Raw genomic sequence first — 13608 nt, 5'->3', positions numbered from 1 at the left:
GCAGTTGACCCCCGGGTTGAATCGACCAACGGCCTCGGAAAGGACAAAAAAGCTGTTATAAAGTTGCGCGCTTACCCACATAGAGCCTTGCCTAATGCGTCCATTTTTCAAGACATGGCTAACCATTTGCCTATTAATGCCACTGGCCGCCCACGCCACCAATCGTGAGCAACGTCTTCCGAACGTTAATGGTTACACCCCAAAATCTCATGTTTCTGCCGCTACCAGCAAAAACAAACACGCTGTCAAAGGTCTGACTCACCTGAGCAAGGCCGACAGCAAACTGGTCCCGCCGATGGGAGCCAAACAAAGCAGCAATGTACTGAGTCGTGCAGTAAACGTTCTCGGCACTCCTTATCGTTGGGGCGGCAGTAGCCCAAGTAAAGGCTTCGATTGCAGCGGGCTGGTGAAATACGCCTTCAATGGCGTTGGTGCGGCTGATCTGCCACGCACCTCCAACGCCATGGCCGCCGGCCACGGACAGAAAGTCGATCGCAAGGACTTGAAGCCGGGCGACCTGATTTTCTTCAATATCAAGAGCCGCAAGGTCAACCACGTCGCCATTTACCTGGGCAACGACCGCTTCATCCACGCACCGCGTCGTGGCAAGTCGGTGACCATCGACACCCTGAAGAAACCGTACTGGGAAAGCCATTACGTGGTTGCCAAGCGGGTTGAAACGAAAGAATCGAAAACCCTGCGCCTCGCTCAGCGCTGATCCCAGCCTGATGATCGTTCCCACGCTCCCGCGTGGGAACGATCCATTCCACCCCCTCAGAAATTATCCGGTGACCGCGCCCTCTCCCGCGCATGCTCGCGACTGATCAGGCCTTTGCTCACCAGATCCTTCAAGCTCATATCCAGCGTCTGCATCCCCAACGAACCCCCGGTCTGTATCGACGAGTACATCTGCGCAATCTTGTCTTCGCGGATCAGGTTTCGAATCGCCGAGGTGCCAAGCATGATCTCGTGGGCCGCCACCCGGCCACCACCGACTTTCTTGATCAGCGTTTGGGAAATCACCGCCTGCAACGACTCCGAGAGCATCGAGCGCACCATCGACTTCTCGTCACCCGGAAACACGTCCACCACCCGATCAATGGTTTTCGCCGCCGAGTTGGTGTGCAAGGTGCCGAAGACCAGATGCCCGGTCTCGGCCGCCGTCAGCGCCAGGCGGATAGTCTCCTGGTCACGCATCTCCCCTACCAGAATCACGTCCGGGTCCTCGCGCAATGCCGAACGCAACGCCGTAGCGAAACTGCGCGTATCGCGGTGCACTTCACGCTGATTGATCAGGCATTTGCGTGATTCATGGAGGAATTCGATGGGGTCTTCGATGGTGAGGATATGGTGATGCCGGTGGTTGTTCAGGTAATCGATCATCGCCGCCTGGGTGGTCGACTTGCCGGAACCTGTCGGTCCGGTGACCAGCACCAACCCACGAGAAACTTCGGCAATACGGCGAAACACATCCCCCAGGCCCAGATCTTCCATACTCTGGATTTTCGACGGGATGGTCCGGAACACCGCGCCCGGGCCGCGATACTGATTGAACGCATTGACCCGAAAGCGCGCCACACCCGGCGCCTCGAAGGAAAAGTCGGTCTCCAGCGCCTGCTCGAACTCCACCCGCTGCTTGTCGTTCATGATCGCGTAGATCAGCTCACGCACCTGCTTGTCATCCAGTGCCGGCAGGTTGATCCGCCGCACATCGCCATCCACCCGGATCATCGGCGGCAGCCCCGCCGACAGGTGCAAGTCGGAGGCCCCTTGTTTGGCGCTGAACGCCAGCAGCTCAGTGATATCCATAGCACTCCCCAATTCCAGTAGAATGCCGCAAACCTCAGACTGCCGGCGTCCCTTGAATGTCCACGATAGCAGACAACATAGCCCAGGTAGCTGCGCGTATCCGCGCAGCGGAGCAAGCCGCGCAACGTGCCGAGCACAGCGTCCGCCTGCTGGCCGTGAGCAAGACCAAGCCCAGCGATGCCGTGCGTGAAGCCTACGCCGCCGGTGTGCACGACTTTGGCGAGAACTATCTGCAGGAGGCCCTGGGCAAACAGCTCGAGTTGGCCGACCTGCCCTTGATCTGGCACTTCATTGGCCCCATTCAATCGAACAAGACGCGTGCTATCGCCGAGAACTTCGCTTGGGTGCATTCCGTGGATCGTTTGAAAATCGCACAACGCCTGTCCGAACAGCGTCCGGCCGAGTTGCCCCCCTTGAACATCTGCATTCAGGTCAATGTCAGCGGTGAAGCGAGCAAATCCGGTTGCACCCCAGCTGATCTGCCAGCACTGGCCAGCGCCATCAGCGCGCTGCCACGGCTGAAATTGCGCGGTTTGATGGCAATTCCCGAGCCGACTGAAGATCGCGCGGCTCAGGACGCAGCCTTTGCGACCGTACAAAAGCTGCAAGCAAGCCTGAATCTGCCACTCGACACACTGTCCATGGGCATGAGCCACGACCTGGAGTCGGCCATCGCGATGGGCGCCACTTGGGTTCGTATCGGTACGGCCCTGTTTGGCGCTCGCGACTATCAACAAACGCATGGCCAGCCTTGAAGTGGCTGACACTCTTTTCTACAAGGACCTGACATGAGCAAGACACGAATTGCCTTTATCGGTGCCGGAAACATGGCCGCCAGCCTGATCGGCGGCCTGCGTGCCAAAGGTCTGGAAGCTGCGCAGATCCGCGCCAGCGACCCGGGCGCTGAAACCCGTGCACGGGTAACTGCCGAACACGGCATCGAAACGTTCGCCGACAACGCCGACGCCATTCAAGGTGCAGACGTGGTCGTACTGGCGGTCAAACCCCAGGCGATGAAAGCCGTATGTGAAGCACTGCGCCCCAGCCTGGCGCCGAATCAACTGGTGGTGTCGATTGCCGCCGGGATCACCTGCGCCAGCATGAACAACTGGCTCGGCACTCAGCCGATCGTGCGTTGCATGCCCAACACCCCGGCGCTGCTGCGCCGGGGTGTGAGCGGTCTGTACGCCACGGCCCAGGTGACTGCCGAACAGCGTCAGCAGGCCCAAGAGCTGCTGTCTGCCGTCGGCATCGCCCTGTGGCTGAACGAAGAGCAGCAACTGGACGCAGTCACCGCCGTTTCCGGTTCGGGCCCTGCGTACTTCTTCCTGCTGATCGAAGCCATGACCGCTGCGGGCGAGAAACTTGGCCTGCCACGGGACATCGCCGCCCAGCTGACCCTGCAAACCGCGCTGGGCGCCGCGCACATGGCCGTTGCCAGTGACGTCGACGCCGCTGAGCTACGCCGTCGCGTGACCTCGCCAGCAGGCACCACCGAAGCCGCGATCAAGACCTTCCAGGCCGGTGGCTTCGAAGCCCTGGTCGAAAAAGCACTCGGCGCCGCAGCCCACCGCTCAGTCGAGATGGCCGAGCAACTGGGTCGCTAATCAGCTCTTACAAAGGAATCCATAATGCTCGGACTCAACGACGCTGCCATTTTCATCATTAAAACCCTGGGCAGCCTGTACCTGCTGATCGTGCTGCTGCGTTTTATCCTGCAACTGGTTCGGGCGAACTTTTACAACCCGCTCTGCCAGTTCATCGTGAAAGCCACTCAGCCGCTGCTCAAGCCTCTGCGCCGAGTCATCCCGAGCATGTTCGGGCTGGACATGTCGTCTCTTGTACTGGCGCTGATCGTGCAGATGCTGCTGATCGCCGTCATCCTGGCGCTCAAAGGCTTCCTGGTCGACTCGCTGCTATTGGTGCCTTGGGCACTGATCGCCATCTTCTCGCTGTTTTTGAATATTCTGTTCTACGCAATGATCATCAGCGTGATTCTGTCCTGGGTCGCCCCGGGGAGCCACAATCCGGGCGCTGAGCTGGTCGCTCAGATTACTGAACCGGTACTCGCCCCATTCCGCCGTATCGTGCCGAACCTGGGTGGCCTCGACATCTCGCCGATCTTCGCGTTTATCGTGATCCAGTTGCTGCAAAGCTGGCTGATCCCACGCCTTGCGTACTTTGCCCTCATGCCGCAGGGACTGCTCGGGCTCATCTGATGAGCTACTTTCGCTGGGACGGGGATGACCTGATCCTCGACTGTCACCTGCAACCGGCGGCCCGCAGCGATGATTTCTGCGGGCTGCATGGCGATCGGCTGAAGATCCGCCTGACCGCCCCGCCGGTCGAAGGCAAGGCCAATGCCTACCTGATGGCGTTTCTGGCCAAGGCGTTTGGCGTGTCCAAGAGCCAGGTGAGCCTGATCAGCGGTGAGCTGAACCGGCAGAAGCGGGTTCGGATCAACTCGCCGAAGAAGCTCCCGGAGTTGCCGGGGTTGGTCACACGCTGATCGTTCCCACGCTCCGCGTGGGAATGCAGCCCGTGACGCTCCGCGTCACTGCCGAAGCGGACGCGGAGCGTCCATTGAGGCATTCCCACGCAGAGCGTGGGAACGATCGTTGGTCGTCGCTTGCTGCTACGGGCAGCGGTCTTTAGACTTACGCCTCATTTCAACGAGAGCAGGGTCGATGTCAACTGCCTTTCCCGCCGATTCTGTTGGTCTGGTGACGCCGCAAGTGGCGCACTTCAGCGAGCCCCTGGCCCTGGCCTGCGGCCGCTCATTGCCAGCCTATGACCTGATCTATGAAACCTACGGCACGCTGAACGCCACGGCGAGCAACGCCGTGCTGATTTGCCATGCCTTGTCCGGTCACCATCACGCTGCCGGTTATCACAGTACCGAAGACCGTAAACCCGGTTGGTGGGACAGCTGTATCGGCCCGGGCAAACCGATCGACACCAACAAGTTCTTCGTGGTCAGCCTGAACAATCTCGGCGGCTGCAACGGTTCTACCGGCCCGAGCAGCATCAACCCGGACACCGGCAAACCGTTCGGCGCCGACTTCCCGGTACTGACCGTGGAAGACTGGGTTCACAGCCAGGCGCGTCTGGCGGACCGGATCGGCATCAACCAGTGGGCCGCCGTGATCGGCGGCAGTCTGGGTGGCATGCAGGCGATACAGTGGAGCATCACTTACCCAGATCGCATCCGTCACTGCCTGGCCATTGCCTCGGCGCCGAAACTCTCGGCGCAGAACATCGCCTTCAACGAAGTGGCGCGTCAGGCGATCCTCACCGACCCGGAGTTCCATGGCGGATCGTTCCAGGAAGCGGGCGTGATCCCCAAGCGCGGGCTGATGCTGGCGCGGATGGTCGGGCACATCACCTACCTGTCGGACGATTCCATGGGCGAGAAATTCGGCCGTGGCCTGAAAAGCGAAAAGCTCAACTACGACTTCCACAGCGTCGAGTTCCAGGTCGAAAGCTACTTGCGTTATCAGGGCGAAGAGTTCTCCGGGCGTTTTGATGCCAACACCTACCTGCTGATGACCAAAGCGCTGGACTACTTCGATCCGGCAGCGAATTTCGACGATAACCTGGCGAAAACCTTCGCCAGCGCCAAAGCCAAGTTCTGCGTGATGTCCTTCACCACCGACTGGCGCTTCTCCCCGGCCCGCTCGCGGGAACTGGTGGATGCGCTGATGGCGGCCAAGAAAGACGTTTGCTACCTGGAGATCGATGCTCCGCAAGGCCACGACGCCTTCCTGATTCCGATCCCGCGCTACTTGCAGGCGTTCCGCAATTACATGAACCGAATTTCGCTTTGAGGAAGACATGAGAGCCGATCTGGAAATCATCCAGGAATGGATCCCCGCCGGCAGCCGCGTGCTCGACCTCGGTTGCGGTGACGGCGAACTGCTGACCTGGCTGCGCGATAACAAGCAAGTGACCGGCTACGGCCTGGAAAACGATGCGAACAATATCGCCGAATGCGTGGCCAAGGGCATCAACGTCATCGAACAGGACCTGGACAAGGGACTCGGCAACTTTGCCAGCAACAGCTTCGATATCGTGGTGATGACCCAGGCCCTGCAAGCCGTGCATTACCCGGACAAGATCCTCGACGAAATGCTGCGGGTCGGTCGCCAGTGCATCATCACCTTCCCCAACTTCGGTCACTGGCGCTGCCGCTGGTACCTGGCGAGCAAGGGCCGGATGCCGGTTTCGGAGTTTTTGCCGTACACCTGGTACAACACGCCGAACATCCACTTCTGCACGTTTGAAGACTTTGAAGCGCTGTGTCGCGAACGTGAAGCCAAGGTCATCGATCGGCTTGCTGTCGATCAACAACACCGACACGGGTGGGCCAGTAAGCTATGGCCTAATCTATTAGGTGAGATTGGCATCTACCGCGTCAGCAGTCCTGGCCTGCAGGATCACCAGGTAGCGGTTTAACGAGGTTTTTTAAGGAGAGCGATCATGGGTCGTCTAGCCCTGTTTCTATTAACTGCCTGCCTGAGCGTCAGCGCCATGGCCGCTGAACCGATCAAAGGCGAGCGCCAGGAAACCTTCGGTGACGTGACGGTGCACTACAACACCTTCAACTCCACCTACCTGACGCCGGACATCGCCAAAAACGCCGAACTGGTCCGCAGCAAGACTCAGGGCGTGATCAATGTGTCGGTGATCAAGGCCGGCAAACCACTGATCGCCAATGTCACAGGCACAGTGAAAGACCTGACCAGCCAAAGCGTCCCGCTGAAGTTCAAACAGATCACCGAAACCGGGGCCATCTACTACATCGCCCAGTTCCCAGTGGATCAGCAGGAAGTCCGCACTTTCGAAATCAATGTGCAAACCGGCGACAAAATCAACACCATCAATTTCAACCAAGAGCTCTTCCCCGGCGAATGATCAATTTCTCGCAACTCGTGTTGGCCAGCCATAACGCCGGCAAACTCAAAGAACTCCAGGCCATGCTCGGCGAATCGGTGCGTCTGCGCTCGATTGGCGAGTTCAGCAGCGTCGAGCCCGAAGAAACCGGCCTGTCGTTCGTCGAAAACGCCATCCTCAAGGCCCGCAATGCCTCGCGCATTTCCGGTTTGCCGGCACTGGCCGATGATTCGGGGCTGGCGGTGGACTTCCTCGGCGGTGCGCCCGGCATCTACTCGGCGCGTTACGCCGATGGCCAAGGCGATGCGGCGAACAACGCCAAGCTGCTCGACGTACTGAAAGACGTCCCCGAAGCCGAACGCAGTGCGCAGTTTGTATGCGTGCTGGCGCTGGTACGCCACGCCGATGATCCACTGCCGATTCTCTGCGAAGGCCTGTGGCACGGGCGCATCCTGACCGAAGCCAGCGGCGAACACGGTTTTGGCTACGATCCGCTGTTCTGGGTGCCGGAGCGCGAGTGCTCCAGTGCAGAATTGAGCCCGGCCGAGAAAAACCAGCTCAGCCACCGCGCCCGTGCAATGGATTTGCTGCGCCAACGCCTGAGCCTGAAATGACCCACGACTCGTCCGCGTCGCCGCTGATTTACGGCGGCGCGCAATCGCCTCGGGCGGCCCTGCCCGTGCTGCCGCCGCTGGCGCTGTACATCCACATTCCGTGGTGTGTACGCAAATGCCCTTATTGCGACTTCAACTCCCACACCGCAAGCCCCGTGCTGCCGGAAGAAGAGTATGTCGACGCCCTGCTGGCCGACCTCGATCAAGACTTGCACGCGGTTTACGGTCGCGAGCTGAGCTCGATCTTCTTCGGCGGCGGCACACCGAGCCTGTTCAGCGCGCAAGCGTTGGGCCGTTTGCTCAAAGGTGTGGAGCAGCGAATCCCGTTTGCCGGCGATATCGAAATCACCCTGGAAGCCAACCCCGGGACCTTCGAACAGGAAAAATTCGTCGCTTACCGTGCCTTGGGCATCAATCGCCTGTCGATCGGTATCCAGAGTTTTCAGCAAGAGAAACTCAAGGCTTTGGGCCGAATCCATAACGGCGATGAAGCGATTCGCGCCGCCGGCATGGCCCGGCAGGCCGGGTTCGATAACTTCAACCTGGACCTGATGCACGGCTTGCCCGATCAGTCCCTGGACGATGCGCTGGACGACCTGCGTCAGGCCATCGCGCTGAAACCGACTCACCTGTCCTGGTATCAGCTGACGCTGGAGCCGAACACGGTGTTCTGGAATCAGCCGCCAACCCTGCCGGAAGATGACACCCTGTGGGACATTCAAGAGGCCGGTCAGGCGCTGTTGGCCGAACACGGTTACGCCCAATACGAAGTGTCGGCGTATGCCCAACCCGGTCGCCCGGCGCGGCATAACCTCAATTACTGGAGTTTCGGCGACTTCATCGGTATCGGCGCCGGGGCTCACGGCAAGCTCAGCCATCCGGACGGACGCATTGTCCGCACCTGGAAGACTCGCCTGCCGAAGGACTACCTCAATCCGGCAAAAAGCTTTCAGGCGGGTGAGAAAGCCCTGACCAACGAAGAGCTGCCGTTCGAGTTCCTGATGAATGCCCTGCGTCTGACCGAGGGTGTCGAGGCGCGCCTGTATCCAGAGCGCACCGGACTGACACTGGAAAGCCTTGCCGAAGGCCGCCGCGAGGCCGAACAAAGTGGCTTGTTGCAGGTCGAACCGTCACGTCTGGCGGCGACGATGCGCGGACAACTATTTCTCAATGACTTGCTGCAGAATTTTCTGACTTAAGGAAATCGAATGGATTTGGTACTCGATCTGCTTGCCACCGTGTCCCGCTGGAGCCGCAGCAACCTGTCGGAAATCGCCCTGGCGTTGGTGGGCTGCCTGCTGGTGCTGTTTGGCGCCGATATCAAAGGCTGGATCGATCAACGCCTAGGCAGCATTGCCGGCGCCTTGCGCGTCCCGCTGATGGCCCTGGTGTGCATGATCGGCAGCGGCGCCGCACTGATCTACGCCACGCCGTGGATCGTTCGTGGCCTGAGCCAATTCAACAACTACAGCCTGGCACCGGTGTTGTTGGTGGTGCTGGTGTTGATTGGCGTCGTCGCCGACCGCCGCTGACTTTCGGATACACCACTATGGGAGCGATCGATGCTCTTTTTGCCGGTAACCAGGGAAGATCATGAGTAAGAAGCTGCTGGACGATACAAGCAAATTTCTTAGCTATGTGTTGCGTCACGAGCCGCAAGCCATTGGCCTGGTACTGGATACCGACGGTTGGGCAGCTATCGACGCGCTGATAAGCGGCGCGGCACGCGATGGTAGAACCCTGGATCGGCAATTGATCCAGCAGGTTGTCGACAGCAGCGACAAGAAACGCTTTTCGATCTCCGCAGACGGCCAACGCATCCGCGCCGTGCAGGGTCATTCGACAAAAACCGTCGACCTGCAATTCGAAGAAAAGCGCCCGCCCGCGACGCTGTACCACGGCACCGCGACCCGGTTCATGGCGTCAATCAACGAACAGGGGCTGATTCCGGGCTCACGGCGTCACGTGCACCTGTCCCAAGAGGTAGAAACCGCCAGCGCCGTGGGCCAGCGCTATGGGACAGTGGTGATTCTGGAGGTCGCTGCCCAACAAATGCAGGATCAAGGCTTCAAGTTCTACCAAGCCGAGAATGGAGTCTGGCTGACAGAGCTTGTGCCTGTGAAATTCATCTCCCACCTATAGTCACCGACCGCCGCCAACTCATCTGCCATCTATTTATTGTCGGACGCCTTGCCTGCATTTCGAATCATCGTGTTGAGCCCGCTGTAGTCATTGCAGCCCAGCGCTTCAGCATCATCCAGATAGGCAATATTCTGACTGTCAGGGCGGTCATTCTCGTTTACACGCGTCAGCGCCAGAATGTAGTTGGCTTCGGCCCGATATTGGTCTTTTGTCAGGACCAGCGCGACGGCGCGGGCCCGCATGGCCGCCAGTACCCCGTGCTGCGGCAACGGTGCCCCTTCGTCCAGGAAACATAGGGAATGCTTGGCCGGTAACGGGTAGGCGTCACCATAGGCATCGGACTTCTGCAGCAACTGCTCCAGCGACTGCAAGTACTTCAGGTGATCTGCGTTGTGCAGATCAAACCGTTCGTATGCCTTATCGCACAAGTGGTAATAGCCAACCGCAGCTGCCAACAAGCCTTGGTCCATAGTTTTTTGGTAAAGGCCACAAGTCTCTTTGCGCGACCGCTCAGAGAACATCGGATTGTCCTGCAGGTTAGCCAGAAAGTACGTTGCAACTGTGTGTCCGCCATCAGATGCCCGCTTCAGGCTGTCTACGAGCGCTTCAAGATCACCCTCTGCATTGCGCAGCTGCTCTGGACTGTACTTGATATCAGGCTCCCCGGCGGCTTCCCGCCTGACCCTTTCATCGGCCTCGCGCTTGATCTTATCGGCCACTCTCTGAGCGCGTTGAAAGTATTGATCGGGTGTTACAACAGGTTCGCATGCTACAGAGCACAGCAGACTTAAAAACAGCACGCAGGTGAAGATGAGTTTCAAAACTTGTCTTCCTTTACAAGTGGGGACATAGAGCTTTCGGCGGATAAACACTGATCTTGAACACACAAAACAAATGTGGGAGCGAGCTTGCTCGCGATGGCGGCCTGACAGTCAACGTAGATGTTGAATGTTATGGCCTCATCGCGAGCAAGCTCGCTCCCACATTTTGTATTGCGCTACGGCTTAAGCCAGCTTTTCGAACTTCAGGTCCCACACGCCATGCCCAAGTCGTTCGCCGCGGCGTTCGAACTTGGTGATCGGCCGCTCGGCCGGGCGCGGTACGCACTTGCCGTCTTCGGCGAGGTTGCGGTAGCCCGGCGCGACGTTCATCACTTCCAGCATGTACTCGGCATAAGGTTCCCAGTCGGTAGCCATGTGCAGCACACCGCCGACTTTCAACTTGCTGCGTACCAGCTCCGCGAACGACGCCTGAACGATACGACGCTTGTGGTGACGGCTCTTGTGCCACGGGTCCGGGAAAAACAGCATCAGGCGGTCGAGGCTGTTATCGGCCACGCAACGATTGAGCACTTCGATCGCATCGCAATCGTAGACCCGCAAGTTGGTCAGGCCTTGAGTCAGCACGCCATTGAGCAGCGCGCCGACACCAGGACGATGCACTTCAACGCCAATGAAATCCTGATCCGGTGAAGCCGCGGCCATTTCCAGCAGCGAATGGCCCATGCCGAAGCCGATTTCCAGCGAGCGCGGTGCAGAACGACCGAATACCTGGTCGAAATCCACCGGCGCGTCGGCCAGCGGCAGGACGAACAATGGCGTGCCCTGCTCCAGGCCCTTTTGCTGGCCTTCGGTCATGCGCCCGGCGCGCATCACGAAACTCTTGATGCGGCGGTGTTGGCGCTCTTCGCCTGCTTCCGTCTGGATAGGCGTGTCGTTCGATTCAGTCATCAATGGCTCTTACTTGATCAGACCATCCAGCGGCGAGGAAGCGCTGGCATAGAGTTTTTTCGGCATGCGCCCGGCGAGGTACGCCAGACGACCTGCAACAATGGCGTGTTTCATCGCTTCAGCCATCATGATCGGCTGCTGCGCGTGGGCGATGGCCGAGTTCATCAGCACCGCTTCGCAACCCAGTTCCATGGCGATGGTCGCGTCGGATGCCGTACCGACACCGGCATCCACCAACACCGGGATCCTGGCTTCTTCGAGGATGATCTGCAGGTTGTACGGGTTGCAGATCCCCAGGCCCGTGCCGATCAGGCCGGCCAGCGGCATGACGGCGATGCAGCCGATTTCCGCCAGTTGACGGGCAATGATCGGATCATCGCTGGTGTAGACCATCACGTCGAAACCTTCCTTGACCAGCACTTCGGCAGCCTTGAGGGTTTCGATCACGTTAGGGAACAGGGTTTTCTGGTCCGCCAGCACTTCCAGCTTCACCAGGTTGTGGCCGCCGAGCAGCTCACGGGCCAGGCGGCAGGTGCGTACAGCCTCGGTAGCGTCAAAGCACCCGGCAGTGTTCGGCAGGAAGGTGTAGCGATCCGGCGACAGGACTTCAAGCAGGTTCGGTTCGCCCGGGTTCTGGCCGAGGTTGGTGCGGCGCACGGCAAAGGTGACGATCTCGGCACCCGAGGCTTCGATGGCCAGGCGGGTTTCTTCCATGTCGCGGTACTTGCCGGTACCGACCAGCAAACGCGACTGGTAAGTACGACCGGCCAGGACGAAAGGCTTGTCGCTGCGAACGTTGCTCATCGGAAATCCTCTGTTGGGGTGAGGTTCTTGCAGAATGCGTGTGGGGCGCGGGAGTCGCCTGTGGACTACTAGCCGCCGCCGATGGCGTGAACGACTTCGACCGAGTCGCCGTCGTTCAGCATTGTTTCAGCATGCTGGCTGCGCGGGACGATATCCAGGTTGAGTTCGACCGCCACCCGGCGTCCGGTCAGTTCCAGACGGGTCAGCAGGGCCGCAACGGTTTCACCGTCGGGCAGTTCAAGGGATTCGCCATTCAACTGAATGCGCATGCCGGATGCCGCCATCATTTTTAGGGGCCAGTATTCTAGCCCGATCAGTCAGGTCGACCCAAGCCATTCGTCTTGAAACGGACTCTTAAGTCAGCTCAAGCGCCAGGCGGCAATCCCCAGGCACAGCCAGCCCACAAGGAACGCCAGACCGCCGAACGGCGTCACGATGCCCAGCTTGCTGACGCCAGTCAGGGTCAGCAGGTACAGGCTGCCGGAAAACAACAGGATGCCGATGGCAAATGATACGCCGGCCCAGGTGATCAAGCGCCCGGGAATCTGCGCGGCCAGCAGTGCTACGCCCAACAGCGCCAGGGTGTGCACCAGTTGGTAGGTGACGCCGGTGTGGAAAATCGCCAGGTATTCGGCACTCAGGCGGTCTTTCAGGCCATGAGCGGCAAACGCGCCCAGGCCCACGCCGGTGAATCCGAAAAAAGCGGCCAGCATCAGAAAGCCACGCAGCATGAGGAACTCCAGTCAGAATCATCGGGCAGGGTCTGTATAATGGCCGGCTCGACGGGTTCGGCCAAGCCATCTCTATGCTGCGTTTAATGTTCCGCCGCTTCACAAAAGCCCTGTTCTGGTTCGCCGGTGGCAGCGTATTGCTGGTGCTGTTGTTTCGCGTCGTTCCGCCTCCAGGGACGGCGCTGATGGTCGAGCGCAAGATCGAATCCTGGGTCGATGGCGAACCTATCGACGTACAGCGCAACTGGCAGCCGTGGGAAAACATCTCCGACGATCTGAAAGTCGCGGTGATGGCCGGCGAGGACCAGAAATTCCCCGAGCACTGGGGCTTTGACTTCGGTGCGATTCAGGCTGCTCTGGCGCATAACGAACTCGGCGGCTCGATCCGCGGCGCCAGCACGTTGAGCCAGCAAGTGTCGAAGAATCTGTTCCTGTGGTCCGGCCGCAGCTGGCTGCGCAAAGGGCTGGAGGCCTGGTTTACCGGACTGATCGAAGTGTTCTGGCCCAAACAGCGGATTCTTGAGGTGTATCTCAACAGCGTGGAATGGGATGACGGCGTGTTTGGCGCCGAAGCGGCTGCCCGACATCACTTTGGCGTGAGCGCCCGGTCGCTGAACCGTCAGCAAGCCAGTTTGCTGGCCGCTGTGCTGCCAAACCCGCGAGTCTGGAGCGCCGGCCATCCGAGCCCTTATGTATTGCGACGCGCGAGCTGGATTCGACAGCAAATGAGCCAGTTGGGCGGCGATAGCTACCTGATCGGGATCAACTCTTCGCGCCGAGCGCCGTGGGCGATGTAGCTCCTCTGCACTTATCGTTACCACGCGGAGCGTGGGAACGATCAGATACCACAATAAAAAACGCCCCGATCAATGATCGGGGCGTTTT

Annotated in this window: 19 protein-coding genes; 13 read left to right on the top strand and 6 right to left on the bottom strand. The window is 59.5% G+C overall.

Going from position 1 to position 13608, the window contains the following annotated elements:
• Nucleotides 1-94 precede the first annotated feature (94 nt).
• Entirely contained in the window at nt 95-718 is a 624-nt protein-coding gene (locus tag FPT12_RS01435) for a C40 family peptidase (protein WP_145014317.1), read from the top strand.
• A 56-nt stretch (nt 719-774) separates the two neighbouring features.
• Here the strand turns inward: FPT12_RS01435 and FPT12_RS01430 are convergent, their stop codons facing one another.
• Entirely contained in the window at nt 775-1809 is a 1035-nt protein-coding gene (locus tag FPT12_RS01430) for a type IV pilus twitching motility protein PilT (RefSeq protein ID WP_145014316.1), read from the bottom strand.
• Between the two features lie 56 nt (nt 1810-1865).
• Between FPT12_RS01430 and FPT12_RS01425 the strand changes: the two genes are divergently transcribed.
• From FPT12_RS01425 to FPT12_RS01375, 11 genes are all read left to right on the top strand, one after another.
• The gene (locus FPT12_RS01425) at nt 1866-2564 is read left to right on the top strand and encodes a YggS family pyridoxal phosphate-dependent enzyme (RefSeq protein WP_145014315.1); all 699 of its coding nucleotides are present in this window, start codon (nt 1866-1868) and stop codon (nt 2562-2564) included.
• A 33-nt stretch (nt 2565-2597) separates the two neighbouring features.
• Nucleotides 2598-3416: a pyrroline-5-carboxylate reductase gene (proC, locus tag FPT12_RS01420; RefSeq protein ID WP_145014314.1), complete on the top strand. Its 819-nt coding sequence runs from the start codon at nt 2598-2600 to the stop codon at nt 3414-3416.
• 24 nt (nt 3417-3440) lie between these two features.
• Nucleotides 3441-4028 (top strand): YggT family protein, encoded by a 588-nt coding sequence (locus tag FPT12_RS01415; RefSeq protein ID WP_054594462.1) that lies wholly within the window; start codon nt 3441-3443, stop codon nt 4026-4028.
• On the top strand, nt 4028-4318 hold the full coding sequence (locus tag FPT12_RS01410; protein WP_145014313.1) for a DUF167 domain-containing protein: 291 nt from the start codon (nt 4028-4030) through the stop codon (nt 4316-4318). The genes FPT12_RS01415 and FPT12_RS01410 overlap by 1 nt, the downstream gene beginning before the upstream one ends.
• 178 nt (nt 4319-4496) lie before the next feature.
• Nucleotides 4497-5636: a homoserine O-acetyltransferase gene (locus FPT12_RS01405; RefSeq protein ID WP_145014312.1), complete on the top strand. Its 1140-nt coding sequence runs from the start codon at nt 4497-4499 to the stop codon at nt 5634-5636.
• Between the two features lie 7 nt (nt 5637-5643).
• A complete protein-coding gene (gene metW, locus FPT12_RS01400; RefSeq protein ID WP_145014311.1) occupies nt 5644-6264 on the top strand; it encodes a methionine biosynthesis protein MetW in 621 nt (206 codons plus the stop codon).
• 24 nt (nt 6265-6288) lie between these two features.
• Nucleotides 6289-6723 carry a DUF4426 domain-containing protein gene (locus tag FPT12_RS01395; RefSeq protein ID WP_145014310.1) on the top strand — a complete coding sequence of 145 codons (435 nt, stop codon included), beginning with the start codon at nt 6289-6291 and terminating at the stop codon, nt 6721-6723.
• Nucleotides 6720-7316 (top strand): RdgB/HAM1 family non-canonical purine NTP pyrophosphatase, encoded by a 597-nt coding sequence (gene rdgB, locus FPT12_RS01390; protein ID WP_145014309.1) that lies wholly within the window; start codon nt 6720-6722, stop codon nt 7314-7316. The genes FPT12_RS01395 and rdgB overlap by 4 nt, the downstream gene beginning before the upstream one ends.
• Nucleotides 7313-8515, top strand: a complete 1203-nt coding sequence (gene hemW, locus FPT12_RS01385; protein ID WP_145014308.1) for a radical SAM family heme chaperone HemW — start codon at nt 7313-7315, stop codon at nt 8513-8515. The genes rdgB and hemW overlap by 4 nt, the downstream gene beginning before the upstream one ends.
• A gap of 9 nt (nt 8516-8524) precedes the next feature.
• The gene (locus FPT12_RS01380; RefSeq protein ID WP_054594469.1) at nt 8525-8848 is read left to right on the top strand and encodes a DUF3392 domain-containing protein; all 324 of its coding nucleotides are present in this window, start codon (nt 8525-8527) and stop codon (nt 8846-8848) included.
• Nucleotides 8849-8909: 61 nt separating this feature from the next.
• The gene (locus FPT12_RS01375) at nt 8910-9458 is read left to right on the top strand and encodes an RNA 2'-phosphotransferase (protein ID WP_145014307.1); all 549 of its coding nucleotides are present in this window, start codon (nt 8910-8912) and stop codon (nt 9456-9458) included.
• 29 nt (nt 9459-9487) lie between these two features.
• Here the strand turns inward: FPT12_RS01375 and FPT12_RS01370 are convergent, their stop codons facing one another.
• The 5 genes from FPT12_RS01370 to FPT12_RS01345 all read right to left on the bottom strand — a co-directional run bounded on the left by FPT12_RS01370 (nt 9488) and on the right by FPT12_RS01345 (nt 12723).
• Entirely contained in the window at nt 9488-10279 is a 792-nt protein-coding gene (locus tag FPT12_RS01370; RefSeq protein WP_145014306.1) for a hypothetical protein, read from the bottom strand.
• 183 nt (nt 10280-10462) lie between these two features.
• The gene (trmB, locus tag FPT12_RS01360; RefSeq protein ID WP_145014305.1) at nt 10463-11188 is read right to left on the bottom strand and encodes a tRNA (guanosine(46)-N7)-methyltransferase TrmB; all 726 of its coding nucleotides are present in this window, start codon (nt 11186-11188) and stop codon (nt 10463-10465) included.
• Between the two features lie 9 nt (nt 11189-11197).
• Complete coding sequence (locus tag FPT12_RS01355) at nt 11198-11992, bottom strand: thiazole synthase (protein ID WP_123426426.1); 795 nt, start codon at nt 11990-11992, stop codon at nt 11198-11200.
• Nucleotides 11993-12060: 68 nt separating this feature from the next.
• A complete protein-coding gene (thiS, locus tag FPT12_RS01350; protein WP_178098568.1) occupies nt 12061-12261 on the bottom strand; it encodes a sulfur carrier protein ThiS in 201 nt (66 codons plus the stop codon).
• A 90-nt stretch (nt 12262-12351) separates the two neighbouring features.
• Nucleotides 12352-12723 carry a DUF423 domain-containing protein gene (locus FPT12_RS01345; protein WP_145014304.1) on the bottom strand — a complete coding sequence of 124 codons (372 nt, stop codon included), beginning with the start codon at nt 12721-12723 and terminating at the stop codon, nt 12352-12354.
• A 74-nt stretch (nt 12724-12797) separates the two neighbouring features.
• On the opposite strand from FPT12_RS01345, the gene mtgA reads away from it, so the two are divergent.
• Nucleotides 12798-13520 carry a monofunctional biosynthetic peptidoglycan transglycosylase gene (mtgA, locus tag FPT12_RS01340; RefSeq protein WP_145014303.1) on the top strand — a complete coding sequence of 241 codons (723 nt, stop codon included), beginning with the start codon at nt 12798-12800 and terminating at the stop codon, nt 13518-13520.
• Nucleotides 13521-13608: the final 88 nt, after the last annotated feature.

It is taken from the genome of Pseudomonas sp. H3(2019) (assembly GCF_007713465.1).
Lineage (GTDB): Bacteria > Pseudomonadota > Gammaproteobacteria > Pseudomonadales > Pseudomonadaceae > Aquipseudomonas.
Note: the sequence above shows the minus strand (reverse complement) of the source record. Positions and strands in the feature narration are given on the sequence as shown.

What these genes read in the sequence shown, in the direction of transcription:
- FPT12_RS01345 (WP_145014304.1), bottom strand. Translation starts at nt 12,723, where the DNA reads ATGCTGCGTGGCTTTCTGATGCTGGCCGCTTTTTTCGGATTCACCGGC.
- FPT12_RS01375 (WP_145014307.1), top strand. Translation starts at nt 8,910, where the DNA reads ATGAGTAAGAAGCTGCTGGACGATACAAGCAAATTTCTTAGCTATGTG.
- hemW (WP_145014308.1), top strand. Translation starts at nt 7,313, where the DNA reads ATGACCCACGACTCGTCCGCGTCGCCGCTGATTTACGGCGGCGCGCAA.
- metW (WP_145014311.1), top strand. Translation starts at nt 5,644, where the DNA reads ATGAGAGCCGATCTGGAAATCATCCAGGAATGGATCCCCGCCGGCAGC.
- FPT12_RS01435 (WP_145014317.1), top strand. Translation starts at nt 95, where the DNA reads ATGCGTCCATTTTTCAAGACATGGCTAACCATTTGCCTATTAATGCCA.
- proC (WP_145014314.1), top strand. Translation starts at nt 2,598, where the DNA reads ATGAGCAAGACACGAATTGCCTTTATCGGTGCCGGAAACATGGCCGCC.
- mtgA (WP_145014303.1), top strand. Translation starts at nt 12,798, where the DNA reads ATGCTGCGTTTAATGTTCCGCCGCTTCACAAAAGCCCTGTTCTGGTTC.
- rdgB (WP_145014309.1), top strand. Translation starts at nt 6,720, where the DNA reads ATGATCAATTTCTCGCAACTCGTGTTGGCCAGCCATAACGCCGGCAAA.
- FPT12_RS01395 (WP_145014310.1), top strand. Translation starts at nt 6,289, where the DNA reads ATGGGTCGTCTAGCCCTGTTTCTATTAACTGCCTGCCTGAGCGTCAGC.
- FPT12_RS01415 (WP_054594462.1), top strand. Translation starts at nt 3,441, where the DNA reads ATGCTCGGACTCAACGACGCTGCCATTTTCATCATTAAAACCCTGGGC.
- FPT12_RS01355 (WP_123426426.1), bottom strand. Translation starts at nt 11,992, where the DNA reads ATGAGCAACGTTCGCAGCGACAAGCCTTTCGTCCTGGCCGGTCGTACT.
- trmB (WP_145014305.1), bottom strand. Translation starts at nt 11,188, where the DNA reads ATGACTGAATCGAACGACACGCCTATCCAGACGGAAGCAGGCGAAGAG.
- FPT12_RS01405 (WP_145014312.1), top strand. Translation starts at nt 4,497, where the DNA reads ATGTCAACTGCCTTTCCCGCCGATTCTGTTGGTCTGGTGACGCCGCAA.
- FPT12_RS01380 (WP_054594469.1), top strand. Translation starts at nt 8,525, where the DNA reads ATGGATTTGGTACTCGATCTGCTTGCCACCGTGTCCCGCTGGAGCCGC.
- FPT12_RS01410 (WP_145014313.1), top strand. Translation starts at nt 4,028, where the DNA reads ATGAGCTACTTTCGCTGGGACGGGGATGACCTGATCCTCGACTGTCAC.
- FPT12_RS01425 (WP_145014315.1), top strand. Translation starts at nt 1,866, where the DNA reads ATGTCCACGATAGCAGACAACATAGCCCAGGTAGCTGCGCGTATCCGC.
- thiS (WP_178098568.1), bottom strand. Translation starts at nt 12,261, where the DNA reads ATGCGCATTCAGTTGAATGGCGAATCCCTTGAACTGCCCGACGGTGAA.
- FPT12_RS01430 (WP_145014316.1), bottom strand. Translation starts at nt 1,809, where the DNA reads ATGGATATCACTGAGCTGCTGGCGTTCAGCGCCAAACAAGGGGCCTCC.